Source organism: Bacillus sp. S3, assembly GCF_005154805.1.
Taxonomy (GTDB): Bacteria; Bacillota; Bacilli; order Bacillales; family Cytobacillaceae; genus Neobacillus.
This window is the reverse complement of sequence record NZ_CP039727.1, coordinates 3,231,625-3,257,416: the sequence shown is the minus strand read 5'-3', so window position 1 is coordinate 3,257,416 and position 25,792 is coordinate 3,231,625. Positions and strand designations below refer to the sequence as shown.

Sequence of the window (25,792 nt, the reverse complement as noted above, 5' to 3'; positions counted from 1 at the left end):
AGTGTCTAGCTCCAGCGCGCTTGCGCGTTTCTTTTTACCACTTACTCCATGTCTGGAATCCTTTTGATCCGGGTGGTGCATTTTGAATGATATCGATGAATGGAATCGTGTAAGCAAATAAAATTAAAGCTGCTGTGATTCCAAGCCATAATTTCCAGTTTTCAAATACCATTGGAGCTTTTTCTGAAAGATTTTCTGCTTCTGCAACTGGAAATTCTTCTTCCCCCTTAGGAGCAAAGAAAGCAAGGTTCACAAAGATGATGATGACTAAAATTATTCCTAAGAAAAGAATGGTTCCGCCAACTGCCTGAGCGATTTGATAGGGAATCCAATCCATCGCTTGTTTAGCACCGCCGTAAGTAGAGAAGGCAGAACGTCTTGGACCGCCAAGTAATCCTTGGATATGCATCGCACCAGACATGAAAGCCATACCGATAAACCAAACCCATGCTTGGATGATTCCTAACTTATTCATTGCTTTTGTTAACTTTCGTCCAGTTAAATGCGGTACTAACCAATAAGAAATTCCAAAGAACGTTAAGACAACAGATGTTGCTGCTGTTAAATGGAAGTGGCCAGTTACCCAAATGGTGTTATGCACGACCTGGTCCATTTGGTTTGAAGCATTGATAATCCCGCCCGCGCCGGCAGGGATAAAGGAAGCCATACCGATAAATGGAACAGTAAAGCGGGCATCACCCCAAGGCAGTACTTTAAACCAGCCGAACAAACCTGTCGCACCCCTACTGCGGCCATATCTCTCAAATGTAGCGAATAGAGAGAAGGCAGTCATTAGTGAAGGAATAACAACCATAAAAGTAAGGATAACTTGGAAAAACTTCCAAGCAGGATCAATTCCAGGCTCAGTTAATTGATGGTGAAAACCTACCGGTATAGAGAATAGCAAGAATAAAATAAAGGACAACCGTGCTAACGAATCTGAGAAAATTTTTCCGCCAATAATTTTTGGAATAATTGCATACCAGCACATATACGCAGGTAACAGCCAGAAATAAACTAAAGGGTGACCAAAATACCAGAACAATGTACGGCTGACTAGCACATCAACAGTATCCACTAATCCAAGTGACCAAGGAAGTAATTGGAATAAGACGGTTGCCGCAACACCTAGCGTCGCAACAATCCACATCACAGTATTGATTACTGCCATAAAGCTTAGTAGTGGGCTAGGCTGGCCAGGGTTGTTCTTACGCCATCTTGCATAAGTCATAATTTGAGCTGCACCATCAACCCAGCTGCCGATCACGACAAAAGTTAATCCTAAGTAAAAAATCCAATGTGCTTTAAGTGGCGCATAGAAGGTATATAGAACAGATGCTTCCTTAAGCAGAACCATTGTAGCTGCCATTAAGGTACCGATTAACATGACCCAAAAGCCAATCCAGCCAGCGCGTCTTGCAGCGTTCGAATGTCCGCCGGTTGTTCTGCTTACGGCAGCATATTGAAATCCCATAATAAAGAAAGTTGTTAATACAAGACCCATTAGGACACCATGGACCGTTAAGATTTGGTAATAATCAATGCCCCATGGCAGTTCCCATTTACCGGAACGGACAAGGGTTTGCAATAATCCCATTAATCCGCCAAGAGCAAGAGCGGAAAAGGCAACAAAGAAGTGTGCCATTGAAAGCTTTGCATCACGAGGGTCAACTTTTACTTTTGCTGCTGCACCGTTAACCATTATTTTACCACCTCAATCATCGAACTCATTAAATGGTGCCCGGCACCACAATATTCATTACAAACAATTAAATATTCGCCTGTCTTGTCAAAAGTTGTTGTATATTCGCTGACATAACCAGGTTCCAGCATCATATTAATATTAGTCCCAGCCACTTCGAAACCGTGAATAACATCTTTTGTTGTCGCAATAACTTTTACTTTTGCACCAAGCGGCACCTCCACCTTCGCCGGATTGTAAGAGAAGGCAGATGCGACATAAACCAATTCATAGTCCCATTCTTTTCCATCAACCTTATGAAGGCCTGGCTTATCAAATGGTTTTGTTTGATCAACTTGCTCAGGATCAATAGTTGTTAAACAGCTTGGCGGTTTGTTGCCAAGATAGAAAGCGCTGACACCTACTACTGTTAAAAAAATGACTAGACAGCTAATACCAAAAGTCAGCCAAATCTTTTCAAGTTTATGCATGTGCATAATGTTTTCCCCCTTCAATCATTAAAAACGGTCTACGAATAGATAGTAAACACTAACCCAGGTGACAATTATAAATGCTCCTAATAAGAAAACGGATGCCATTGTCCCCTTAAGCGAAGAGCTGTCTTCTACTTCAGTTTTTTGATTTGTTTTTAGTCCCGCTTTCGCCATCCCTTTGCACTCCCCTCAGAAAATTAGGTTAATTAAATAAGTTCTCTTTCATAATACAAAACATTTGTGAAAGTAAAAGATGAAATTTCGGAGTTCACAAATTGTTCATTCCTTAGATATCTACTATGTTAATGTTAAAAACTTGGTATAACAGTGATTTATATCACAATCGCGTGGGTGGAAATGTGAATAAAATGTGAACTATCACACCATTCCTGTGATAAAAGTAATTGATTATTGTTTCACAAACAAAAAAATGATTTGGTTTGAGAAAGAAGTCACACTGCAATTATTTAAAAATATGATAAAACTAAACGTCTTGATTTCATAGGAAGCGAGTGATCTGAATTGGAAAAATACTACTGTGAACAATGTCGTCTTTTATATAATAAAGTGGAATATTGCAAAGTTTGTGGATTATTGGCAAGTAATAAAATTAAGATTGAAGTTCAAAAACAATCTGAAAAACAATGAAAAATTGGAAATGTTTATGTAATGATGAAAATGTTAATCCGCGATATAATTTAGGAGCACAACAACAACCTTCAAAACGTTTGCTTCCCATTATAGGGAGGCTTTTTTTTGCGCTTCAACAGGTTAAATGCTGGAATAATTCTTTAATGATTGGAAAAAATACCCTTATCTATATCAAAGGAGATTGATTATGCCAGCTGTTATTTCCGTTTCGGAGGTTATTCCCCCATTTGCCATTACCCAGGGACAAGCATCGGAGTTTGCAAAAGAACTTTTTGCTGGCTCATTTAAAGATATTGATAGACTGTTGAAAGCCTTTCAGAATGGACAAATTGAAAAAAGGCATTTTGTCAAAAATATAGAATGGTTTAAAGAAGATCATTCATTTGAAGAGAGGAATAAAGCCTACATTGAGGCCGCGGTGACGTATGGAACAGAAGCAATAGTGAAGTGTTTAAACAATCCTGACTTCCTGAAGAAGAATATTCCATTAGAAGAGATTGACGCTATATTTTTCATTTCATCAACAGGTATTTCAACCCCCAGTATTGAAGCAAGAATCATGAATCAATTAGCATTTAACCCGCATACAAAACGGGTGCCGATATGGGGACTTGGCTGTGCCGGCGGGGCGGCCGGCTTATCGAGGGCACATGAATATTGCTTAGCATTTCCACAGGCAAAAGTGATCGTCCTTTCCATTGAACTGTGCAGTTTAACGTTTCAGAAGAATGACCTGTCAAAAAGTAATTTAATTGGAACCTCGCTTTTTGCCGATGGGATTGCCTGTGCATTGGTTATTGGTGATGAGGTAAGAATAGAGACGTTAAGCAAAAAAAATACAAGTCCTGAAATCATTGCTACCCAATCAACACTTATGCCTGATTCCTTGGATGTGATGGGCTGGGAATTAAGGAACACAGGATTATTCGTGATCTTTTCCCGTGATATCCCTCATATTGTCGAGGGGTGGCTTAAGCCAAATGTTATGGGTTTTTTAGCGGATTACAAGCTGAAACTTGAACAAATCGATTGTTTCATTGCTCACCCTGGTGGAAAGAAGGTCTTGGATGCATATGTGAGATCATTGGATATTCCTTCTTCAATGAATGAGATATCATTAGAGGTTTTAAAACAATTTGGAAATATGTCATCAGCAACAATTCTTTATGTGTTAAGACGATATATGGAGATGGATATTCCGAATAATACAATTGGTCTGGGGACGGCACTAGGGCCAGGATTTAGCTCCGAATTACTCTTGTTGAGGTGGAAATAATGAGGGATATTGGTCCATTTATCATTCTGCTAAGTGTTGTCATCATGCAGCGTATCGTGGAATTAATTATTGCCAAAGGCAATGAAAAATGGATGAAGCGTCAGGGAGCAGTGGAGTTTGGTGAAAAGCATTATAAGTATATGGTCACGCTGCATGTACTATTTTTTCTCGTATTCATTACGGAAAAGATAGTGTTGAATCGAGGTCTATTCCCAGTATGGCCAATTGTTATTTGTTTATTTTGTCTTGCTCAGACCATGAGAATCTGGGCAATCGTTTCTCTAGGAAAGTATTGGAACACAAAAATTCTAGTCTTAGCAGGAGCAAAAATTATTAGAAAAGGGCCGTACCGATTTTTAAAGCATCCGAATTATTTTGTGGTAGCGATTGAACTGGTGTTGGTTCCCGTCTTGTTTAATGCCTTTTATACAGCCTTTTTATTCACACTTTTAAATATCATCATGTTAATGATCCGAATCCCTGAGGAAGAGAAGGCGCTTAGTACATTAACAGAGTATAATGCTGCTTTTCAGGACTGCCATCGCTTTCTCCCCAAAATTATTAAATAAATGTGACAGTATTAATGGGACTGTTGAAAATGAATATCACTCGTGATAAAATAAGTTTAATAATGAAAATCATTCTCATATACGAGTCTGATAAGGAAGGTGTTACATATGGCCATTGCTTTTGTCGGCGGCACCATTATTATTTATGCATTTGTCATGAAGCACGTTTTAAAAAATGTCACTCAATAAGGAATTGTTTATGTATTTGGCCAAGGTATTAAACCTTGGCCTTTTTGTGTTGAAAATTGTTTTTATTAAAATCAGTGTCAAGATAGGAAAAGTTTGAATTATCGTATAAAATAAAAAATATTACAACGTTATTAAGGGGAATAATCAAAAATGGTACAAACAACCAAGCAGATAGAAACAATCCAGACTTTAAAACAAAAAATTGTTTCAATACATGAGTATTTAGTAAAATCCAATGATTCAAAACAGGCAGAAAAGGTAAAGCAGCTTGCGAAAAAGCTGGAGACTCGCGAATTCCTGATAGCATTTTGCGGTCATTTTTCCGCCGGAAAATCAACGATGATAAATCAAGTGGTAGGGGAAAATCTACTGCCATCTAGTCCGATTCCCACAAGTGCAAATTTAGTCAAGGTTAAATCCGGTGAGGATTATGCAAAAGTATTTTTTAAAAATGAAAAGCCAAGGCTTTATTTAGCTCCATATGATTATGAATTAGTAAAAAATTATTGTAAAGATGGGGACAGTATTGAGGAATTGGAGATTAGCCACAGTGACTCCCGACTGCCTTCGAATAGCGTGATCATGGATACGCCGGGAATTGATTCTGCCGATGATGCCCACCGAATCGCAACGGAATCTGCGATCCATCTGGCTGATTTAATTTTTTACGTAATGGACTACAATCATGTCCAGGCAGAACTAAACTTTCTATTTACTAGAGAATTAACAGAGGCAGGGAAAGAAGTTTATTTGGTGATTAACCAAATTGATAAGCACAAAGATGAGGAATTAAGTTTCTTAGACTTCCAAAAGAGTGTGATTGATTCGTTTGCTTCATGGGGAGTAAAGCCTCCACGGATTTTTTATACGTCTTTAAAGCAAACCAATCACCCTTTTAATGAATTCCGGCAACTTCAAGCATTTATTGCAGAAAAATTGGCGGCAAAGGATGAATTGCTCGTTCCATCCATATATCATTCGTTAAGAAAAATTGTCCAAGATCATGCTAATGAAGTAAATAGACAGGAAGAAGAAGAAGAACTTGCACCGATCATTGAAATGCTAAATGAATTATCAGAAGATGAAAAACACGATTTACTATCTTCCTATGAAGATCTTACGTCTACTTTGAAGACGATAAAAGTAGGTTCGAGTGACAAGGAAAAAGAATTTGATGAGGAAATAGCTCAAATTATGAAAACGGCTTATCTTATGCCGTTTCAAACGAGGGAGTTAGCAGAAAGCTATTTAGAATCCTGTCAGCCGGAATTTAAAGTAGGTATCCTGTTTGCAAAGCAAAAAACTTTGGAAGAAAAAAATAAAAGGTTAGAGAGTTTTTATCAAGATCTTCTTGAAAAAACAAAATCACAGCTTGAGTGGCATGTGAGAGAATTTCTGCTTCAAACCTTAAAGAATGCAGATCTTCATCAAAGCGAGCTCACTGGCTTAGCACAAGCTTATTCCATCCCTGTCCCCATTGATCTCGTGAAAAATACCGTAAAGTCAGGGGCACGTGTAACGGGAGAATATGTCCTCCACTATACTGAGGATGTTGCGGGTGGGATTAAAAGAATTGCAAGAAATCAACTGGCCGATTTTAAAACCAGCTTTCTAAATGCGGTTAAAAATCAATCAGTCAAGATAAAGGAACAATATGAAAAGCAATTTAGTAAAATCGAAAAATATGTAAATGCATTCGAAGAGTTAACAAAGCATGAACAAAAAGGTTCTTTACGTGAAAAAACACTTGATGAACTTCTTACGCAGTCTTATGATTTCCAGAATGATGCATATAAGCTGTTTGTTCAAGAAGAGGAAGAATATGAGGTTGTAAATTCTGCGAGTGAAATCAGTTCTCTAGAACAAGGATTCACCGTTGAAGAAAGAAAAGTGGAAGTACCCGCTGTTAAGGAAACTGGAATACTTGACAGCAATCAAAGTGTAGATCGATTGAAGAATACGACTGAGCGGCTTTCTCATGCATCAAAGCTGATCAGTCCGCTGCCTGGGTTTCAAAAGCTGGCAAAGGAACTAAAGGAGAAGGCAGAGAGATTGGAAAACAAGGGATTTACGGTCGCATTATTTGGCGCTTTCAGTGCCGGGAAATCCTCGTTTGCGAATGCTCTAATGGGAGAAAAGGTATTACCCGTTTCTCCTAATCCTACGACCGCTGCCATCAATAAGATAAAGCCGGTTTCGGCTGAATATCCGCATGGAACCGTTCTAGTGAAGTTTAAGGACCATGAAACCATGCTTGAGGATGTCAACCGAGCCTTGAAAATTTTTGATCTACGGGCCGGTGATTTCAATACAGCAGCAAAATTAATTGACCAAATTTTACTTGAAAAAGGTCTGGATGGAGTACTAGAAAAAACACACCTTGCCTTTTTGCATGCGTTTAAAAAAGGATATACAGCATTTATCGAATTACTCGGAACGATTAAGAAAACCGATTTAAACGAATTTCATGATTTTGTCGCGATGGAAGAAAAATCCTGTTATGTCGAATGGATAGAACTATACTATGATTGCGAGCTAACACAAAAAGGAATTACACTCGTTGATACCCCGGGAGCCGATTCCATTAATGCCCGTCATACAGGTGTGGCCTTTGAGTATATTAAAAACTCTGATGCCATTCTCTTTGTGACGTATTACAACCATGCTTTTTCAAAAGCGGACCGTGAATTCTTAATTCAGTTAGGACGGGTAAAAGATTCATTCCAAATGGATAAAATGTTTTTCATTATTAATGCGATAGATCTTGCGGAAAATAATGACGAACAGGAAACCGTTTCTCAGTATGTTACAGAGCAGCTATTGAAATATGGAATTAGGAATCCACATCTATATCCATTATCAAGTTTGCTCGCAATAAACGAAAAATTAAATCGCAAAATGGAAGCAGCTTCCGGTATGAGCAGGTTTGAAGAGAATTTTTATCACTTCATTTCAAATGACCTAACAGAAATGAGCATTTCTGCAGCTGAAAACGAATTGAGCCGTGTCAACGAACTTGTGAGCAGGCTTATCCAAAGCTCCAATGAAGATCAATCAGTAAAAGAACAAAAAAGAACCGAGATTGAAAAGCAAAAGGCAGAAATCATGGCATTAACGGAGAAACAAACTGCCGAGGCTTTGCAAAGCCGTTTGCAAATGGAAGCAGAAGAATTAGTATTCTATATTAAACAAAGGGTTTTCCTGCGTTTTGGCGATTTCTTTAAAGAGGCCTTTAACCCGTCAACACTTCGCGACGATGGCCGAAATTTAAAAAAGGCACTGCATGGTGCTCTTGATGAGTTTCTCGAAAGCCTGGGCTTTGATTTTGCACAAGAAATGAGAGCAACAACAGTCAGAATCGACCGTTTTATTGGAAAGCTATTAATCGATTATCAAACAGGATTCATTCGGAATCTGCAAGAAATAAACGAAGACCTTTCCTTTTCTGCATTTGAAAAAGACAAAAGCTCAAGAATTGAGTTTCCAACTGCCTTTATCGATGCCGACCAGCAGATATTTGCGAAAGCAATGACCTATTTTAATAATCCAAAATCTTTTTTTGAAAAAAATGAAAAGAAATACATGAGTGATGAACTATATAAGATTTTAAACGGACTTGCGGATAACTATTTGCAAAATGAATCAAGGCGGTTAATTGCCCATTATGAAGCTGAATTGACAAAAGAATTCAATCGAGTAGTGAAGAAACTAAATGAGCAAGCGGATGAATTCTATCTAGGCTTTCTTTCTGCCTTGGAAGGTGGAGTGTCCATCGAACTTTTAATCGACATCCAAAAAGGTCTGAAGAAAGAATCAACTAATTAAGGGGGCACTGGCAAATGAAATTTGTGAAAGAACAGGATTGGGTTTTGAATCATTTAAATGAAAATAATATTAGAATTATTGATTGCCGTTATTCATTGGCAGAACCCGAAAAAGGGAAAAAGGACTATTTAATCGGTCATGTGCCTGGTGCTGTATTCTTTGATGTAGAACAGGATCTGTCAGCGCCGGTTGGAGATCATGGCGGACGGCATCCATTGCCAGATACAGCTGAGTTCGTTAGGAAGCTTGAGGCTGCTGGTATTGGTGACGATACAACAGTCATAGCCTATGATAGCGGTGAAGGGCAATATGCTGCCCGGTTTTGGTGGTTACTGCAATATCTTGGCCATGAACAGGCGTATGTTCTTGATGGCGGATATAGTGGCTGGATTGTTGGCGATAATCCAATAACGAAGGATATTCCAAACTTTGAAAAAGCGGTTTTTCATGTCAATTTTAGATCTGAACTAATGGCGGATGTAGAAGAGGTGAGGGAAGCCGTTAAAAAACGGGACAAAATTCTTATCGACTCCCGCGAAGAAAAGCGTTTTCTTGGTATAGAGGAACCAATTGATAAAAAAGCCGGCCGCATCCCAGGAGCACTCAATAAGCCATGGATGAACGGTTTACAAAACAATAAATATTTACCAGTTGAGGAACAAAAACAACGGTTTCATGACCTTGACCCTGAGAGTCAAATTATCGTTTATTGTGGGTCGGGGATCACGGCTGTCCCTAATTTCCTCACTTTAAAGGAAGCTGGTTTTAAAAAGGTTAAGCTTTATGTTGGCAGTTTTAGCGACTGGATCTCTTATGAGGAAAATAATATCCTATAATATATCAGTCCTTCTTATGTTATAATGGTTCTCGTATTGTTTTTTTTATAGGAGGGACTGAGAGAATGGAAAATCAAAAACCTTCACTTATGCTTGTTGATGGAATGGCCCTGTTATTCCGCGCCTTTTATGCTACAGCAGTAACAGGTCAATTTATGATAAATTCTAAAGGAATTCCAACAAATGGAATTCACGGATTCATTAAACATTTATTTACAGCAGTAAACTCATTCAAACCATCACACCTTGTTGTTTGCTGGGATATGGGCAGTAAAACCTTCCGCACTGAATTATTTCCGGATTATAAGGGAAATCGGGGAGAAGCCCCTGTCGAGCTTATCCCGCAATTTGATTTAGTCAAGGAAGTTGTTGCATCCTTCGATATTCCCAATATCGGATTAGAAGGTTTTGAAGCGGATGATTGTATCGGAACGATTGCCAATCAAATGAAGCATGATGCACATGTGTCGATATTAACTGGTGATCAGGATATCCTCCAGCTCCTTGACGAAAGCATCTCCGTTATTTTGATGAAAAAAGGGTACGGGAATTACCTTGTTCACACGCCGGAAACCTTTTTTGAAGAAAAAGGGATTACTCCTAGACAGATGATTGATTTAAAAGCTCTAATGGGTGATACAAGTGATAATTATCCGGGTGTGAGGGGAATCGGTGAAAAGACGGCATTGAAGCTTTTACAAGAATTTGAACATATTGAGGGTATTATAGAGAACCTAGATCGATTGTCGAAATCCAATAAAACAAAAATTGAGCAGGACTTAGACATGCTCCATATTTCAAGGATTCTTGCGGAAATAAAATGCGATGTTCCTGTTAACTGTGTCTTTGAAGAGGCAGGACTGCGAATTGAAAAAGAGAAAGCTTTAAATAAATTAATGGAAATTGAACTGCGTGGAGTACAACGGCTGATGTCGTTGGACGAAGCGATTATTTCTTAAAAGCAGCAAAAGGTTGTCTCGAGTCAGGGACAACCTTTTTTGGTAAAAATATGTTATTTTGTGTTCTTTTTCTTTGCAGCATTTTCAAGCTTACTCTTTGGTTCCTCGGCAAATTCTGCATCTTGTCCATATCCTTGTGGATTCACTCCAGGTGCCTTTACACCGCGGTTTCTGCTAGCGCCTTTTCCCATCAAGATCACCTCCCATTAAAAGTAGTATTTCCATATGGAATAATCCAACTCATGTTCTCTAACAATAATATGAGAGGTGATAAAAAATGAATAAGGGTGTTTATTTGGCACTTTTTAGCATTGGACTTGCCCAAGCTGTGAAAATACCAATTCATTATGTGAAAAAGAAGGAATGGCGGCCTGAGTTATTTTTCGGTACGGGCGGCATGCCTAGCTCACATTCTGCTGGAGTTTCCACATTAACCACCTATATTGCTCTGCAAAGAGGGCTGCCAACCTTCGATTTTGCGCTTTCTCTTGTGTATGGATTAATTGTTATGTATGATGCACAAGGTGTCAGGAGGCAGACAGGCGAACTTACATTAAAGGTAAACTCCATGAATGAATTAATCGAAAAAATTCATAAAGAAGAAAGTGTTGAAGTAAAACAGGAATCTCCAAAGAAGTTAAAAGAAATGTTAGGACACCAGCCTGAAGAAGTGCTTGGTGGTGCCCTGTTGGGTATAGCGGTCGGGGCTATTGGTCATTTATGTACAAAAAAGAATAGAAAAGCCCAAACTTTTAGGGTAAGATTTTAAGGGGATATTCATATTTCGAATACCGTGGGGAGAGGAATGGGTTGTCTGTGCAAACAGTTGAAGAGTATTTGTGCTACTTGACGGGAAAAGGCTTTCATTTTCAAGAAGATGCCGTTGGCTTTATTTTCTTCGGGAAACATTATACAAATGCTTCAGATGAAATGACCAATACAGCAATAGAGTTAACGTTAAAGGCTCAAAAGAGCTTTGACGGCAGTTTTTATATGTCATTGCTGGAAACATTTATTTCAAATCAGATTAACACAAGGAAAGCCGCTATACATTTTGTAAAGAAACAAGAATTACTCGCAATTTAAGCGAAAAACTCCCATGAACGGGAGTTTTTTACTTACCTCAAGACGTTTTCTTTCTTTTGTAACGGAACTAATTTTTTTGGATGGCCTTTCGTGCTAATTCATCTGCCACTTTGTTTTCGGAACTTGGAATCCATTTCATAAAGAATAAATCGATTTCTTTCGTTAACTGTAATGCTTCTTCAAGTAAGGGAGCATACAATTTATTTTTGACAAACTCTTTTTCGACTGATCTACTTACTAATTCTGAATCCGTACGAAACGATACCACTGAATGGACGAATCCTTTAGTTAAGCAGATGTTTAAAGCTTGAATAAAAGCATGAAATTCAGCTTCATGATTTGACATAATGCCTAGCGGCAGTGAATATTTTTCCGTTGTGCCATGTGCCTTAATAAAAATCCCAGCCCCGCTTTGACCGGGGTTACCGGCACTTGCTCCATCAATATATACTTCAATCAATTCAGATTCCTCCTGTATGATCATAATGAAAGTTTAACATATTTTAATACAGTAATACGGGAAAATATTTTAAGCTCTCTGTGGTTTTGAATAAAAATATATATATTTATTGGCAAAATGAATAAGCTAGTTGGTAAGACCATGAAATTCAATCTTGAGAGGCTGAAAACAATGAAATATAGGCTCGAGTGGAACTACAAACTAAAAACAAATGAAAAAGTCCAATGTTCATCTGAATGGGCAGCAGGGGAAGTAGCCCTGCAAATGGGCGAAGAGCTTGAAGGAACCGGAAAGGTAACAGAATTGTATTTTTATGATGAAAAGGGGACATCTTGGATACTAAAAGAAATGAAAAAGCTGTTAACGGAAATCGAGGATGATCCCCATGATATTACCATTTATTTTGATGGTGGATTTCATAAGGAAACAAATCAGGCAGGGCTTGGGGCTGTGATCTTTTTTAAACAAGGAAAAAAGAAATACCGCATCCGGGCAAACGCTCGCTTTAATGAAATGGAATCCAACAACGAAGCAGAATACGCGGCTTTTTATTATGCATTAAATATTTTAGAAGATTTGGGAGTCCAACATCTTTCCTGTGAATTTAGAGGTGATTCACAGGGAGTTTTAAAGCAGCTTGAAGGAGAATGGCCATGTTATGAAGAAACGCTAAACCGATGGCTTGACCGGATTGAAGAAAAAATGAAAGCACTCGGAATTGTGGCAAAATATACAGTCATTCCTAGAAAAGATAATAAGGAGTCAGATAAATTGGCTACTCAAGCTTTAGAAGGAAAAGAAATCTTCGCCAAAACATTAATACTATAAAAAGAGGGTGCTCAGTAGTAATGAAGCATTCAGTCAGAAAAGAACTTTTTAGCCAAGCAGAAGAGTTGATGAAACAATATTGTGACGGCTGTTTTTTACATCAGCATTTAAAAAAAGACGGCGGGCGGAGATTGGCACATCGTTTCTGTATTTCGCAATGTACGATAGGTATTAAACTGCAAGAGGTTGGAAGCAAACTTAAGTGATTTAATTGAAATAAAAAGGCTGACGAAAATCGTCAGCCTTTGATCGGTCATTATTATTTAAAGATTATAGTTTTACAACGTTTGCAGCTTGTGGTCCACGGTTTCCTTCAACGATTTCGAAAGAAACTTCTTGGCCTTCTTCTAAAGATTTGAAGCCTTCGCCTTGGATTGCGCTGAAATGTACGAATACATCGTCGCCGCCTTCAACTTCGATAAACCCAAAGCCTTTTTCGTTGTTAAACCATTTTACTTTACCGTTTTGCATGTACTTCTTCCTCCTAAGCCTTTCAAGACACCATCTGTTGGTGCCAAAGTTAAATATTTTCATGCAGCAAATGAACAATTTTTGTTATTCGGTTACATGATGCTTTTAATATACAATAATGAAAATGGACAGTCAAGGAAGTGCAGACTGTTTTTTGCCTAAAATATTCAGGTTTCAACAAATAAATAAAAAAGTCTGAATTTAACTTGTAACTTAACATAATAATGGCTCTATCTCATATGTTAAATTAATAACTTTAACATGTTAGAGGTGGGGTCCCACATGTTCCGATTTTCAGTCGAGGGAGAGGATTGGATTTTAAGATTCTCACCACAAATTTCTATTGAGGCAGATGAAAAGCAGGCGATTTTGATGTCACTGCTGCATATTGGCGATGATTTAGCCAATTTTTCTCATGGTAGTGCCTTTATTATGTTTGCGAAAAAAATAGGTGCCATTGTCTTCGATGTAGAAAGAATTCCATCTTTAATATTAACGGTATCCAATATCGTTCCTGAAGAAAATTGGTATATCCAGGGAGAAAGCATCAAAGGATTAAAATAGTTAAATAAATAGATTGTTTTCCAAGGGGGCCATAATAATTTGGCACCCCTATTTCATTTTTTATCTCTTTACGAAACTCTCTTGAAGTGGGAAAATGAATCCGGGATGCTGTAAAAAGGAGCATAAATAAATGAAATTAATTATTGCTGAAAAACCCGACCAAGGCTCAACATTAGCTTCAATTTTTAAACATAAAAAACAAAATGGCTTTATTGAGATTTTTCCTAATGAAACGTTTACAAAAGGGGCGTATGTCACGTGGGCGATTGGCCATCTTTGTCAGCTCGTGGCACCGGAAAAGTATGAACCGGGCTGGAAAAAATGGTCATTGGACAACTTGCCAATCATACCTGAACATTTCAAGTATGAAGTTACAAAAGATAAAGCAAAACAATTTACAGTTATAAGAAAACTGGTTGCTAACCCAGCTGTTACAGAAATAATCCACGCAGGAGATGCCGGGCGTGAAGGTGAACTAATCATCCGCAATATCTTAAGGTTAACCAATTGTAAAAAACCGATGAAACGACTTTGGATATCATCGTTAACACCTAACGCTATTCGCGAAGGTTTTTCTAAGTTGTTAGATGAAAGTGAGACGAAAAGTTTATACTTTGAAGCCTATACCCGAGCTTGTGCGGATTGGGTTGTTGGAATGAATGGATCCAGGCTTTATAGCCTGCTGCTCCAGAAGAGAGGTTTTTCAGATGTATTTTCAGTTGGCCGGGTACAGACGCCAACGTTAGCCCTCATTGTAAAAAGGGAACTGGAAATTGAGAATTTTAAATCCGAGCCCTTTTGGGAGGTAGTTGGCCATTTTGACATCAATGGCAAAAAATATAGCGGAAAGTGGCAAAATGAAGGGGAAACCCGCGTTAAGACAAAGGAAATGGCTGAAAAAGTTGCTGCCTTTTGCCGTGAAAAGTCCGCTGAAGTAGCAGATGTAATAGCTGAGAGAAAAGAATTTTCACCACCGTTACTCTATAATTTATCTGCATTGCAGGCAGAGGCAAATAAACGCTTTAAATTTCCACCGAAAAAAACGCTAGATGTCCTGCAAAAGCTCTATCAAAAAGGGCATGTATCCTACCCCCGCTCTGATTCGCAGTACGTAACAAAAGAAGAGGCCAATACCTTTCCTGAAATTCTTAATAAATTGAGTCATATAAAAGCATATGCAAGCTTTTTCCCATTACCCATAGCCTCAATTGCGGATAATAAACGATATGTCAATGAAAAGAAGGTAACGGACCACTATGCGATTATCCCTACTGAACAAATCCCACATGTGGATAGGCTTAGCCCAGACGAACGGCAACTCTATGATTTAATTGTAACCAGTTTAATCGCCGCTCATTACTATAATGCTGTAGCTGAATATACTACCGTTACTACATTAGTTGATGGACGCGCGGCATTTGTTTCGAAGGGCAAGGTACAACTTGAACAAGGATGGAGAAAGGTCCTTAAACAAAAGGAACGTGAGGATGAGCCGGAACTTCCTGACCTGAAAAAGGGAGAGCAGGGGAAAACGGTAAAGGCAGAGGTAAAAGAAAGTCAGACACAGCCGCCAAAACGTTACACCGAAGGTCAGTTAATTACATTAATGAAGACGGCTGGTAAGCATATTGATGATAAAGAACTTGAAAAAGTATTGACAAGAACTGAAGGTCTTGGGACGGAAGCTACTCGTGCCGGAATCATTACGATGCTCAAGGATCGATTATACATTGAAGTGAAAAAGAATTTGGTTTATGCAACGGCAAAAGCAAAAATATTAATTGGAGCAATAGGTCAGGAAATCCTTGCTTCACCAGAAATGACTGCAAAATGGGAACAAAAACTAAAGGAAATTTCTGAGGGTTCCGCGGTGCCCATACATTTTATGGAGCAAACAAAAAAGATGGTCGTCCATTTAATTTCCTCTAGTATGGATCAATCTGCCAGCTGGACATTTTCTGAGGAAATAATTGAGAGCTTCACCCCCGGAAAACAAAGAACAAGGAGAAATACCGTCACAAAACTTGGGCCTTGTAAAAAATGTGATGGAACTATTATTGATAAGGGTAGTTTTTACGGCTGCAGTAATTATAAAAAGAATCAATGCAATTTTACCATTTCTAAAAAAATCCTCGGGAAAAATATTACTCAAAAACATATTAAGCTGCTTCTTTCTGAAGGAAAGACTGACTTGATTGAAGGATTCACTAATAGGGATAATACCTTTAACGCACGGCTGATCCTTGATGAACAAGAAAAAAAGGTTAAATTTGCATTTGCGGAAACATCAACTAAATAACGTTTCCTGCATTAAGTGATAAAGAGCCTTGTCACTCCATTTTTTCTATAGTAAACTTTTAATGGAGTAATTTTTTTGGAGGTTATGGGATGCCAACACCTAGTATGGAAGATTATATTGAACAAATCTATATTTTGATTGAAGAAAAAGGATACGCTCGGGTTTCAGATATTGCCGAAGCGCTGTCTGTCCATCCCTCCTCAGTAACGAAAATGGTGCAAAAACTTGATAAAGATGAATATTTGGTTTATGAGAAATACCGAGGGCTAAGGTTAACGACAAAAGGGAATAAAGTTGGTAAACGGCTTGTCTTTAGGCATGATTTACTTGAACAATTCCTTAACATTATTGGTGTTAAAGAAGAAAATATTTATACCGATGTTGAAGGCATCGAACATCATTTAAGCTGGGATTCTATTGATCGAATTGGTGACCTTGTTCAGTTTTTTGAAGAAGACGAGGGCAGAGTGGATCAATTGAGAGATATTCAAAAGCAAAATGAACAAGAGTGATAAAAAGAAAGCACCTAGCAAAATAAAATGGCTGGGTGCTTTTTAATATAAGTTAGGATAATGGTCAAAAGACTGGTCAATCTCCGGAATTAATGACACGCGTCCTTCCAGATCCAGGATGGCTTGTGCCCCCTCAATCTGTCCGTTCTCAACTTCTAATAGGGCTTTGCGATAAGAAATTACACGCCCTTCCGATGTAACAAAACTGATAATATCTCCGAAATGGTTGCGATGTACAGCAGAAATTGATTCCAATGAAATTCCTCCTTTGTCCGTATTATTCCTTGATTGGACGAATATTAAACAAAAGGATGATATATTCTCAATAGAAACAGAGCATCGGACGAATCCGATGCTCTGTTTTAATCCCAAGAAAATGGGGTTTCTTGATATACATAATAATTGAGCCAGTTTGAAAAAAATAAGTGACCATGAGAACGCCAGCGATTAATAGGAGGCTGGGTAGGGTCATTGTTTGGAAAATAATTCTCTGGCATATGGATTTCAAGACCTTTATTCAAATCTCTTTCATATTCCTGTGCCAGTGAATCGGATTCGTATTCCAAATGTCCGGTAATCATCACATGCTTCCGGTCTTGAGATGCAATCAATAATGCGCCGGCATCTTCTGAGGCAGCCAGCAATTTTAACTCAGGCTTTTGTAAGATTGCCTCAATCGAAACATCCGTATAGCGGGAATGGGGAGCATAAAATTGGTCGTCAAATCCCCGTAATAAAATATCATTTTGCTCGAATATACGGTGGGGATATATCCCTGAACATTTTCGCTGCAACTCAAATTTACGGATGCCGTAATGGTAGTAAAGTGCAGCCTGTGCACCCCAGCAAATATGTAATGTTGAGGTTACATTTTGAGTGGCCCAGTCCATAATTTCGGTTAATTCGGTCCAGTATTTTACCTGATCGAATTCTAATAGTTCAACAGGGGCACCAGTTATAATCATCCCGTCAAATTTCTGATTTTTAATTTCCGGGAAAGTGGTATAAAACTGCTCCAAATGCTGTTTGCTAGTATGAGTAGATTCATATGAGTCGGTTTTTAGCAAATTAACATTTACCTGTAATGGTGTGTTTCCCAATAATCTTAAGAGCTGTGTTTCTGCTTTTTCTTTTTCAGGCATTAAATTCAAAATCAGTATTTTTAAAGGCCTGATATCCTGGCTGATTGCCCGTTCATTTTCCATAATGAAAATATTTTCCTGCTCAAGAACCTCTCTTGCAGGCAATAACTTTGGAATGTTAATTGGCAAGTGATCATCCCCCTTTTTGTAAGTTGCTCTAAGGCAAAATTCTGAATACTAAATTCATTAATACTACGGCAAACAGTTCAAAGTCAATGAATATTATAAAAATTCGATATTTCTATTATAAACATTATTATAATTTCAGAAAAGATAATAATTTGTTCATAATTAACAATCGGAAAGAAAGCGCTTTTTTGGTACAATGAAAAAGTAGATCAAATTATAAATGCTGAAGCGGGGGATTAATGTGGCTATGAAAACAACTGTGAAATCAGACATTGAAATTGCACAAGCATCAACAATGAAGCCAATTTTGGAAATAGCTGAAAAAATCGGTTTGACAGAGGATGATCTCGAGCTTTATGGGAAATATAAAGCGAAGATTTCCAATGATGCCTTAATCAAAATGAGGACAAAAGAAAGTGGAAAAATCATTCTTGTCACCTCGATTAATCCAACACCTGCCGGAGAAGGGAAATCGACTGTTACCGTTGGGCTTGGAGATGCTTTTAATCGCATTGGTAAAAAAGCTATGATTGCGATGCGTGAACCTTCATTAGGTCCGACAATGGGGATTAAAGGGGGGGCGACAGGCGGAGGTTACTCACAAGTATTGCCAATGGAAGATATTAATCTCCATTTCACTGGAGACCTTCATGCGATTACAACAGCAAATAACGCCCTCGCAGCATTAATTGACAATCATCTCCAACAAGGGAATGAGCTGAAAATTGACCAGCGCCGTATCGTATGGAAACGGGCTGTTGATTTAAATGATCGCGCATTAAGAAAAGTAATTATTGGACTGGGTGGACCTCTGCAGGGGATACCAAGAGAAGATGGCTTTGATATTACAGTGGCATCGGAAATTATGGCGGTTCTTTGTCTAGCAACTGATTTAAAGGATTTAAAGCTTCGCTTATCTCGGATGGTGGTTGCCTATAATATGAATAAGGAGCCGGTTACAGTAGGTGATCTAGGCGTTGAGGGCGCATTAACGTTGCTTTTAAAAGAAGCTGTTAAGCCAAACCTTGTTCAAACGATTGAACATACTCCTGCGCTGATTCATGGTGGACCTTTTGCCAATATTGCGCATGGATGCAACAGTGTAATTGCCACAACGGCAGCTGCAAAGTTAGCAGACTACGTCATCACCGAAGGCGGTTTTGGAGCGGATTTAGGTGCAGAAAAGTTTTTACATATCAAATCTCGAAGTGCAGGGATTAAACCGGAGGCCGTTGTTGTCGTCGCGACCATTCGTGCCTTGAAAATGCATGGCGGTGTAGCGAAAACAGATTTAGCCCAAGAAAATATTCCATCGCTTACATTAGGATTTGCAAATTTGCAAAAGCATATTGAAACGATTAAAAGCTTTGGGCTGCCAGTTGTGGTTGCAATTAATAAATTTATTACCGATACTGATCTTGAGGTCGAAACATTGTTAGAGTGGTGTAATCGGGAGAAGGTTCCAGTTGCCCTAACTGAAGTATGGGAAAAAGGCGGTTTGGGAGGTATCGATTTGGCTGAAAAGCTTTTAGCAGTCATCGAAAAAGAAGAAAACAAATTTCACCCGTTATACGATCTATCTGACTCGATTGAGCAAAAGATAGAAACCATCGTACAAAAGGTGTATGGTGGGAAGGATGTCGAGTTTTCATCAAAAGCAAAAAAACAATTAATTGAATTTGAAAAGTTTGGCTGGTCCAATTTGGCCGTCTGCATGGCAAAATCCCAATATTCCTTATCAGATGACCCAACAAAGCTTGGCAGACCCACGAATTTCACCGTTACCATCAGGGAATTTAAACCATCGATTGGGGCCGGTTTTATTGTGGCCTTAACAGGTGAAGTCATGACCATGCCAGGCTTGCCTAAGAAACCTGCAGCCTTAAAAATGGATATAGATGAAAACGGAAATGCAGTTGGGCTTTTCTAAAAAGGAGTCGCGATAATGTTTGATCCAACGGCTTTCGATAATATGAAGGTTGTGATTGAAGGTGTCCTTTATGATCGGGACATTAGCGGTGAAATCGTCATAACGGACAGAAATGATTTACTAAATATGGCTAAAATGTCCCGTCAGTTTGATGTATCTATTCGACTGCCTCATAGTTCTGTCATCGTTAAAATGGAGTTAAAATCAGACCTTCATAATTTAGCAGCGGAGCTCCTTCCAAATTCACTATCAGATCATCATGCCGGGTGTTATTTAAACATGCAGTTCTTTCTTGAACATGATGTGGAAATTGATTATCAATCCATAGTAAAAATCCTTCGTGATATTTGGGGAGCAACTAGAAAAATATCTCTGTCCGTTCACAAAAAACCGCTAGAACCGGATAAAAGCATTAAAACAGTCATTACGTTGGTATTTGATCGATTGATTACTGAAGATCAATTAGATGATCTGGTTGAAATGACTGATTTTCTGGTAATCACTTTAGAAAAACTGAACAAAGCAATATAGAAAATTAACGTAGAACCAGCTTTATAAAATAGCTGGTTCTATTTGTAGTATAAAATATTTACAATATTCAAAAATAAAGGTACGATGGTACTAACTAGATAATAAGACCTCATACTAAAAATAAGGGGAGATGCATTGGTGAAGACGGCATGGGTTACCGATAGTACTGCCTATTTAGATCAGGAATTGAAAAATCATCCAGACTTGTATACGATTCCATTAACAGTTTTGCTGGATGGTGAAGAGTATTCCGATGGGATAGACCTAACCCCACAACAGCTTTTTGACCGTTTAAAACAATTGAAAAACCCTCCGATGACATCGCAGCCGTCTGTGGGTGCGTTTCAATCTTTATATGAGCAGCTTGCGAAGGATTATGACCAAATTGTCACTGTCCTCCTTTCAGGAAAATTAAGTGGAACGGTATCCTCAAGTGAGCAGGCAGCCAAACTAGTTGATATTCCGGTAACAATCTTTGATTCACAAATCCTTACCTATCCCATGTCTGCCTTATTGAAAAAAGGGATGGAATTATTTGCTGCAGGTCACGGCCTTGATGCGGTTAAGGAAGCGCTTGAACAAATCAGGGATACAAACGAGACATATGTATTGATTGGAAGTCTGGAACAGCTTCATCGTGGCGGCAGAATGTCAGGGCTGCAATTCTTCCTTGGCAGTATGTTAAATGTTAAACCGATCATTTCGATCGAAAATGGCGCATTAGAAGTGAAGGAAAAGGTTCGTGGAGAGAAAAAGGCAAAAGAAAAAATTCTTGATTACTTCCGCCTTTCCTATGAAAAATACCAATTTAAAGAAGTGTATATTTTATACGGATTACATGAGGAACAGGCAGAACATTGGCGAGGTGAGCTAATGGAACAATTTCCGCAACTGGAGATTAAGTGTTGTCCGCTTGGAGCTGTAATCGGGGTCCATGCCGGTGAAAACACATTGGGGATCAGCTGGTTTAATGGGCTAAAATAATAAAATCCGCGGAATTCAGTGATAATTCCGCGGATTTTTTATTTATGTTAAAATAGCAAGGATGAAGGTAGGTGTTTGTGATTGAAAAATCAAGTTATAGAAGAGACAGAAAAGTTTGTCCGAAGTGAATTAGGTGAAGATGCAACAGGGCATGATTGGTTCCATGTAGACCGCGTGCGGCGAAATGCCTTACATATTTCCAAGGAAGAATTGACAGGAGATCCGTTTATCATTGAAATGTCTGCGCTTCTCCATGATATCCCCGATGAAAAGCTAAACGAAAGTGCTGAAAAAGGCAGAGAGAAATTAGCTTCTTTTTTCAAAACGATTTCCCTTGCTGACAAGGAAAGAAAACATATTATCCAAATCATTGAATCGATTTCATTTAAGGGTGGAAGAAAAAAGGAGCTTTTAACAATAGAGGCAAAAATCGTTCAGGATGCTGACCGCTTAGATGCGATTGGTGCCATCGGAATTGCCAGAGTATTCGCTTATGGCGGTAAAAAAGGACAGCCAATCTACGACCCGTCGATTGAAGTAAGGAATGAAATGACGATAGAAGAATACCGAAAAGGGAAATCAACAAGCATCCACCATTTCTATGAAAAGCTCTTGAAATTAACAGATTTATTGAACACGAATGCTGCCAGAAAGATGGCGGAAAGCCGTCAGCAGATGATGCTTGGTTTTCTAGACCAATTTTACCAAGAATGGGATGGAAAAAAGTAAATGAAAATGCTCACAGTGGAAAATGTTTCGAAAACATATGGCGAGAAACAGCTTTTTAATGACATCTCTTTTACCATTAGTGAAAAAGAGCGTGTCGGTTTAATTGGGATTAACGGTACCGGCAAATCGTCTCTATTAAAAATTATTGCCGGTCTTGATGTGCCTGACGAAGGAAAAATCATCACGGGTAAAGATTATTCGATTTCTTTTTTAAATCAAAAGCCAGAGTTAGATGATGAAAAATCAGTGTTAGAACAGGTCTTTCATGGCGATGCACCAATACTTAAACTAATGCGGGATTACGAAAAGACTTTATTATCTCTGAATAAGTCGCCAAATGATTCTAAGGTTCAAGAGGAGCTTTTTCGATTACAAAAGCAAATGGATGCGTTAAATGCGTGGGATGCTAGTACAAATGCCAAGTCGATTTTAATGAAATTAGGGCTTGAGGATTTTACAAAGAAAATCGGTGAGCTGTCGGGTGGACAAAAAAAGCGGGTTGCTTTAGCTCAGGTATTAATTGCTGAACCGGATTTATTGATTTTAGACGAGCCGACAAACCATCTTGATTTTGATTCTGTTAAATGGCTGGAGGACTACCTAAGCAGATACAAGGGGTCTATTTTGCTTGTTACTCACGATCGTTACTTTTTAGACCGGGTAGCTAACCGCATGTTTGAATTAGATGGAGGAAATCTTTACAGCTACAAAGGAAATTATGCAGCCTTTTTAGAGGCAAAAGCAATCCGCGAGGAAAATGATGCGGCTACGTTTGAAAAAAGAAGTAACCTCTTTCGACGTGAGCTCGAGTGGATGAGGCGCGGGGCTAAAGCGAGAACCACGAAGCAAAAGGCAAGGATTCAGCGATTTGAAGACCTTGAAGATAAACTTTCAAGCGGGAAGCCATCCGGAGAAAAACTGGATATTTCGTTAAATGGGAGCAGGCTCGGGAAACAGGTTTTTGAACTGAAGGATGCTTCGAAGCACTATGTGGAAAAGGTGATTTTAGATCACTTTAATTTACTCATAAAACCAGGGGACAGAATTGGCATCATCGGCAGGAACGGAGCCGGCAAATCAACATTATTAAATATTTTAGCTAAGAAAATCCCGCTTGATGAAGGTGAATTCATCATGGGACAAACGGTTAAAATTGCTTATTATACCCAAGAAAGTGAAGATATGGATGAAAATAAGCGCATGATTGAATATATTAAAGAGACAGCTGAGATTGTAGAAACATCAGATGGGAAAACGATTTCTGCAGCACAAATGCTGGAGCGCTTTCTATTTCCGGCATTTACACATGGAACGCCTATCCGCAAGCTGTCCGGCGGCGAAAAGCGCCGGCTTTACCTTTTAAAGCTTCTGATGACCGCGCCTAATGTTCTCTTGCTGGACGAACCAACAAACGATCTCGATACTCAAACCTTGACAGTATTAGAGGATTATCTGGAAGAATTTCCTGGTGTTGTGATTACGGTTTCTCATGACCGATATTTCCTTGATAAAATTGCTGAGCAGTTATTGGTGTTAAGAGGTGAAGGGGTAATTGAATTTTTCTATGGAAATTATAGCGATTATCTTTCAAGAGAAACGGAACTTGAAGCACAAAAGGTGAAATCCGAAACAAAGGTAAATCAACCTGCCAGAGCTCTTGAAAAGGAAAAGAAGAAAAAGCTCACCTTTAAGGAAAAAAAGGAATGGGAAGAGATTGATGAGGTTATTGCACAGACTGAGGCCAGCCTTGAAGAGATAACGGAAGAATTGGGAACGGTAGGCAGTGATTTTACTAAGGCTCAGGAGTTGATGAAGCAGGAAGCTGAATTGAATGAAAAGCTCGAGCATCTAATCGAGCGCTGGTCATATCTTGCGGAACTTGCCGAAAATGACTAATTCATTTGCCAAATGCATTTCAAATGAAAGTGCTATTTCGGTTATGTTAAACTTGTAATTGAAATATATGAGAATTAGGTGATTGTGTTGAAAATTAAGACCATCGAACCAACGCCAAGTCCGAATACGATGAAAATCAATTTAGATCAAGAACTGCCAATGGGGAAGAGCCATAATTATAAGAAGGAAACTGCAAATGAGGCACCTCCAATTATCCAGTCTATCCTACAAATTGAAGGGATTAAAGGCGTATACCACGTCGTTGGTTTTTTAGCCGTTGAGCGGAATGCGAAATATGACTGGAAGGAATTATTGCCTCAAGTCCGGCAGGCTTTTGGAGAAAAAGCGGATGATGCCGTCCAAACCGTTAAAGTAGATGAACATTTTGGTGAAATTAAGGTTGAAATCCAAATGTTTAAGGATATTCCGTTGCAAGTAAAGCTGACAGACAGCTCGACGGAACGCAGATTTGGTATGCCTGATTATTTTTTAAAGGCAAGGGAGCGGGCTCAACTTCCCGAAGACAACTATATTCTATTGCGGAAATGGCAAAATCAAGGTGTCCGCTATGGTGACTTTGATCAGATTGGCATAGAGGTTGTCGAGGAATTAATCGCTGCCTATCCAAAAGATCGTTTAGAAGCACTTGTCATAAAAGCTCAAACAAGCGACTCAACTACCGCTGTTGGTCACAAACCACATCGAACTCGCAATAAAGTAACTATTGCCAATCTAGAGAATCCAGACTGGCAGATTCGCTATCAGCTTCTTGAGCAAATGGATGACCCCGAACTTGATGATTTACCTGTTCTTGAAAAGGCTTTAGCAGATGAGAAACCATCGATTCGAAGACTGGCGACTGTCTATCTTGGGATGATAAAAGAGAAGGAAGTGCTGCCGCTTTTATATCGGGCGCTTAAGGATAAAACTGTTACCGTCAGGAGAACCGCAGGAGATTGCTTATCTGATTTAGGTTTTGCCGAAGCCTCAGAAGAAATGGCAAAGGCATTGCAAGATCAAAGTAAATTGGTGCGCTGGAGAGCGGCAATGTTTTTATACGAAGTGGGTGACGAAAAGTCGATTCCAGCTTTAAAAGCAGCGGAAAACGACCGGGAATTCGAGGTTAGCTTGCAAATCAAGATGGCAATTGAAAGAATTGAAGGCGGCGAGGAAGCAATGGGTTCCGTCTGGAAGCAGATGACCGAAGCGAGAAAGTCAGACACGTAATTATGTAACTTTTCAATTGTATAGTATTATAAATAGGAGAAATGGAGTGATTAAATGTCTAATGCATATGAAGAATATATGAAACAAATGGTGCTGCCGATGCGGGAAGAGCTGACAAGAGCTGGTTTTGAAGAGCTGACAACACCAGTAGCTGTAGAAAACTTTATGGATAAATCAGACGGGACGACACTTGTTGTGGTGAATTCCGTGTGCGGCTGTGCTGCCGGACTAGCCCGCCCTGCTGCGACACAAGCGGTTCTAAATAGTGCCAAAAAGCCGAATCATCTTGTTACCGTATTTGCTGGCCAGGATAAAGAGGCAACGGCTAAAATGCGTGAGTATTTCGAGGGAATTGAACCATCATCTCCATCAATGGCGTTAATAAAGGATAGAAAGGTCGTCCATTTCATTCCCCGCCATGATATTGAAGGTATGCCAATGGAAACGGTTATGCAAAATTTATTGGGAGCGTTTGAAGTTCATTGCTAACTAGGATGTCATTAGACGTCCTTTTCTTTTTATTA

27 protein-coding genes are annotated in these 25,792 nt (G+C 38.9%); 19 read left to right on the top strand and 8 right to left on the bottom strand.

Annotation, left to right across the window (positions count from 1 at the left end; translation table 11 throughout):
* Positions 1-34 precede the first annotated feature (34 nt).
* The 3 genes from FAY30_RS15670 to FAY30_RS15660 are packed head-to-tail and all read right to left on the bottom strand — an operon-like array spanning position 35 to position 2,349.
* Positions 35-1,702 (bottom strand): b(o/a)3-type cytochrome-c oxidase subunit 1, encoded by a 1,668-nt coding sequence (locus FAY30_RS15670; RefSeq protein WP_149870745.1) that lies wholly within the window; start codon positions 1,700-1,702, stop codon positions 35-37.
* Entirely contained in the window at positions 1,702-2,178 is a 477-nt protein-coding gene (locus FAY30_RS15665) for a cytochrome c oxidase subunit II (protein WP_149870744.1), read from the bottom strand. Before FAY30_RS15665 ends, FAY30_RS15670 begins: the two co-directional genes overlap by 1 nt.
* A gap of 21 nt (positions 2,179-2,199) precedes the next feature.
* A complete protein-coding gene (locus tag FAY30_RS15660) occupies positions 2,200-2,349 on the bottom strand; it encodes a cytochrome c oxidase subunit 2A (protein ID WP_149870743.1) in 150 nt (49 codons plus the stop codon).
* A gap of 664 nt (positions 2,350-3,013) precedes the next feature.
* Here FAY30_RS15660 and FAY30_RS15655 point away from each other — a divergent pair.
* The 5 genes from FAY30_RS15655 to FAY30_RS15635 all read left to right on the top strand — a co-directional run bounded on the left by FAY30_RS15655 (position 3,014) and on the right by FAY30_RS15635 (position 10,480).
* Positions 3,014-4,102, top strand: coding sequence for a type III polyketide synthase (locus FAY30_RS15655; protein ID WP_149870742.1), 1,089 nt, complete (start codon positions 3,014-3,016; stop codon positions 4,100-4,102).
* Entirely contained in the window at positions 4,102-4,671 is a 570-nt protein-coding gene (locus FAY30_RS15650; protein ID WP_149870741.1) for an isoprenylcysteine carboxyl methyltransferase family protein, read from the top strand. The genes FAY30_RS15655 and FAY30_RS15650 overlap by 1 nt, the downstream gene beginning before the upstream one ends.
* A 339-nt stretch (positions 4,672-5,010) precedes the next feature.
* Complete coding sequence (locus FAY30_RS15645; RefSeq protein WP_149870740.1) at positions 5,011-8,685, top strand: dynamin family protein; 3,675 nt, start codon at positions 5,011-5,013, stop codon at positions 8,683-8,685.
* A 14-nt stretch (positions 8,686-8,699) separates the two neighbouring features.
* Complete coding sequence (locus FAY30_RS15640; RefSeq protein ID WP_149870739.1) at positions 8,700-9,521, top strand: sulfurtransferase; 822 nt, start codon at positions 8,700-8,702, stop codon at positions 9,519-9,521.
* 65 nt (positions 9,522-9,586) lie between these two features.
* Entirely contained in the window at positions 9,587-10,480 is an 894-nt protein-coding gene (locus FAY30_RS15635) for a 5'-3' exonuclease (protein ID WP_149870738.1), read from the top strand.
* A gap of 53 nt (positions 10,481-10,533) precedes the next feature.
* On the opposite strand, the gene sspL is transcribed toward FAY30_RS15635, so the two are convergent.
* The gene (sspL, locus tag FAY30_RS15630) at positions 10,534-10,671 is read right to left on the bottom strand and encodes a small, acid-soluble spore protein L (protein ID WP_149870737.1); all 138 of its coding nucleotides are present in this window, start codon (positions 10,669-10,671) and stop codon (positions 10,534-10,536) included.
* Positions 10,672-10,757: 86 nt separating this feature from the next.
* Between sspL and FAY30_RS15625 the strand changes: the two genes are divergently transcribed.
* Together FAY30_RS15625 and FAY30_RS15620 are read left to right on the top strand one after the other, a co-directional pair.
* The gene (locus tag FAY30_RS15625) at positions 10,758-11,249 is read left to right on the top strand and encodes a divergent PAP2 family protein (protein WP_149870736.1); all 492 of its coding nucleotides are present in this window, start codon (positions 10,758-10,760) and stop codon (positions 11,247-11,249) included.
* A 47-nt stretch (positions 11,250-11,296) separates the two neighbouring features.
* Positions 11,297-11,566 carry a DUF6123 family protein gene (locus tag FAY30_RS15620; protein ID WP_149872737.1) on the top strand — a complete coding sequence of 90 codons (270 nt, stop codon included), beginning with the start codon at positions 11,297-11,299 and terminating at the stop codon, positions 11,564-11,566.
* Between the two features lie 67 nt (positions 11,567-11,633).
* Here FAY30_RS15620 and FAY30_RS15615 read toward each other — a convergent pair whose 3' ends face one another.
* Positions 11,634-12,026, bottom strand: a complete 393-nt coding sequence (locus FAY30_RS15615; protein WP_149870735.1) for an RNase H family protein — start codon at positions 12,024-12,026, stop codon at positions 11,634-11,636.
* A gap of 171 nt (positions 12,027-12,197) precedes the next feature.
* On the opposite strand from FAY30_RS15615, the gene FAY30_RS15610 reads away from it, so the two are divergent.
* Together FAY30_RS15610 and FAY30_RS15605 are read left to right on the top strand one after the other, a co-directional pair.
* Positions 12,198-12,854: a reverse transcriptase-like protein gene (locus tag FAY30_RS15610; RefSeq protein ID WP_149870734.1), complete on the top strand. Its 657-nt coding sequence runs from the start codon at positions 12,198-12,200 to the stop codon at positions 12,852-12,854.
* Between the two features lie 20 nt (positions 12,855-12,874).
* The gene (locus tag FAY30_RS15605) at positions 12,875-13,060 is read left to right on the top strand and encodes a zinc-finger domain-containing protein (protein ID WP_149870733.1); all 186 of its coding nucleotides are present in this window, start codon (positions 12,875-12,877) and stop codon (positions 13,058-13,060) included.
* A 64-nt stretch (positions 13,061-13,124) separates the two neighbouring features.
* Here FAY30_RS15605 and cspD read toward each other — a convergent pair whose 3' ends face one another.
* A complete protein-coding gene (gene cspD / locus FAY30_RS15600; RefSeq protein ID WP_007084796.1) occupies positions 13,125-13,325 on the bottom strand; it encodes a cold-shock protein CspD in 201 nt (66 codons plus the stop codon).
* Positions 13,326-13,607: 282 nt separating this feature from the next.
* On the opposite strand from cspD, the gene FAY30_RS15595 reads away from it, so the two are divergent.
* The 3 genes from FAY30_RS15595 (at position 13,608) to mntR (ending at position 16,700) form a co-directional block, all read left to right on the top strand.
* Positions 13,608-13,889, top strand: a complete 282-nt coding sequence (locus tag FAY30_RS15595; protein ID WP_149870732.1) for a hypothetical protein — start codon at positions 13,608-13,610, stop codon at positions 13,887-13,889.
* Between the two features lie 130 nt (positions 13,890-14,019).
* Positions 14,020-16,188 carry a DNA topoisomerase III gene (locus FAY30_RS15590; RefSeq protein WP_149870731.1) on the top strand — a complete coding sequence of 723 codons (2,169 nt, stop codon included), beginning with the start codon at positions 14,020-14,022 and terminating at the stop codon, positions 16,186-16,188.
* Positions 16,189-16,277: 89 nt separating this feature from the next.
* Positions 16,278-16,700, top strand: coding sequence for a transcriptional regulator MntR (mntR, locus tag FAY30_RS15585; protein ID WP_149870730.1), 423 nt, complete (start codon positions 16,278-16,280; stop codon positions 16,698-16,700).
* Positions 16,701-16,742: 42 nt separating this feature from the next.
* On the opposite strand, the gene FAY30_RS15580 is transcribed toward mntR, so the two are convergent.
* Both FAY30_RS15580 and metA read right to left on the bottom strand, forming a co-directional pair.
* Positions 16,743-16,955, bottom strand: a complete 213-nt coding sequence (locus FAY30_RS15580) for a DUF3892 domain-containing protein (RefSeq protein ID WP_223820791.1) — start codon at positions 16,953-16,955, stop codon at positions 16,743-16,745.
* Positions 16,956-17,062: 107 nt separating this feature from the next.
* Positions 17,063-17,971 (bottom strand): homoserine O-acetyltransferase MetA, encoded by a 909-nt coding sequence (gene metA, locus FAY30_RS15575; RefSeq protein WP_149870729.1) that lies wholly within the window; start codon positions 17,969-17,971, stop codon positions 17,063-17,065.
* A gap of 247 nt (positions 17,972-18,218) precedes the next feature.
* On the opposite strand from metA, the gene FAY30_RS15570 reads away from it, so the two are divergent.
* The 7 genes from FAY30_RS15570 to FAY30_RS15540 all read left to right on the top strand — a co-directional run bounded on the left by FAY30_RS15570 (position 18,219) and on the right by FAY30_RS15540 (position 25,757).
* Positions 18,219-19,901 carry a formate--tetrahydrofolate ligase gene (locus tag FAY30_RS15570; RefSeq protein ID WP_411675456.1) on the top strand — a complete coding sequence of 561 codons (1,683 nt, stop codon included), beginning with the start codon at positions 18,219-18,221 and terminating at the stop codon, positions 19,899-19,901.
* Between the two features lie 15 nt (positions 19,902-19,916).
* Positions 19,917-20,432 (top strand): hypothetical protein, encoded by a 516-nt coding sequence (locus FAY30_RS15565; protein ID WP_149870727.1) that lies wholly within the window; start codon positions 19,917-19,919, stop codon positions 20,430-20,432.
* 135 nt (positions 20,433-20,567) lie between these two features.
* On the top strand, positions 20,568-21,416 hold the full coding sequence (locus FAY30_RS15560; RefSeq protein ID WP_149870726.1) for a DegV family protein: 849 nt from the start codon (positions 20,568-20,570) through the stop codon (positions 21,414-21,416).
* An 81-nt stretch (positions 21,417-21,497) separates the two neighbouring features.
* The gene (locus FAY30_RS15555; RefSeq protein ID WP_149870725.1) at positions 21,498-22,145 is read left to right on the top strand and encodes an HD domain-containing protein; all 648 of its coding nucleotides are present in this window, start codon (positions 21,498-21,500) and stop codon (positions 22,143-22,145) included.
* The gene (locus FAY30_RS15550) at positions 22,146-24,041 is read left to right on the top strand and encodes an ABC-F family ATP-binding cassette domain-containing protein (RefSeq protein ID WP_149870724.1); all 1,896 of its coding nucleotides are present in this window, start codon (positions 22,146-22,148) and stop codon (positions 24,039-24,041) included.
* Between the two features lie 87 nt (positions 24,042-24,128).
* Positions 24,129-25,268, top strand: a complete 1,140-nt coding sequence (locus FAY30_RS15545) for a conserved virulence factor C family protein (RefSeq protein ID WP_149870723.1) — start codon at positions 24,129-24,131, stop codon at positions 25,266-25,268.
* 54 nt (positions 25,269-25,322) lie between these two features.
* Positions 25,323-25,757, top strand: a complete 435-nt coding sequence (locus tag FAY30_RS15540) for a BrxA/BrxB family bacilliredoxin (RefSeq protein ID WP_149870722.1) — start codon at positions 25,323-25,325, stop codon at positions 25,755-25,757.
* Positions 25,758-25,792 lie beyond the last annotated feature (35 nt).